The organism is Xanthomonas sp. MUS 060, from assembly GCF_000963215.1.
Classification (GTDB): Bacteria; Pseudomonadota; Gammaproteobacteria; order Xanthomonadales; family Xanthomonadaceae; genus Xanthomonas_A.
The window spans coordinates 1-718 of record NZ_JZIM01000107.1; the positions used below are offsets into that span (position 1 = coordinate 1).

A 718-nucleotide genomic window follows, 5' to 3' on the forward strand; every position below is an offset into this window, starting at 1 on the left:
ATCCGGCAGCCCAGGCTACCAGAGTGCATTACTTGATGATCTTGGCCACCACGCCGGCGCCGACGGTCCGGCCACCTTCGCGGATCGCAAAACGCAGACCTTCGTCCATCGCCACCGGGTTGATCAACGCCACCACCATCTTGACGTTGTCGCCCGGCATCACCATCTCCACGCCCTCCGGCAGCTTGCACTCGCCGGTGATATCGGTCGTGCGGAAATAGAACTGCGGACGATAGCCCGGGAAGAACGGCTTGTGACGACCACCCTCGTCCTTCGACAACACGTACACCTCGGCCTCGAACTCGGTGTGCGGCTTGATCGAACCCGGCTTGCACAGCACCTGGCCGCGCTCCACGTCGTCACGCTTGGTGCCGCGCAGCAGCAGACCCGCGTTATCGCCCGCCTGACCCTGGTCCAGCAGCTTGCGGAACATTTCCACGCCCGTCACCGTGGTCTTCTGCGTCGCACGGATGCCGACGATTTCGATTTCGTCGCCCACCTTGATGATGCCGCGCTCGATACGACCGGTCACCACCGTGCCGCGACCGGAAATCGAGAACACGTCTTCCACCGGCATCAGGAACGGCTTGTCCACGTCGCGCTGCGGCTCCGGGATGAACGTGTCCAGCGCCTCCACCAGCTTCAGGATCGCCGGCACGCCGATCTCGCTCTGATCACCCTCCAGCGCCAGACGCGCCGAACCATGGATGATCGGGGT

The 718-nt window shown here is 63.8% G+C and carries 1 protein-coding gene; it reads right to left on the reverse strand.

All coding sequences use genetic code 11. The annotated features are described in order from the left end of the window. Nucleotides 1–28: 28 nt before the first annotated feature. Nucleotides 29–718 (reverse strand): EF-Tu/IF-2/RF-3 family GTPase (locus XANALMUS060_RS17245; protein ID WP_045739494.1); only part of this gene is annotated, 690 nt, incomplete at its 5' end.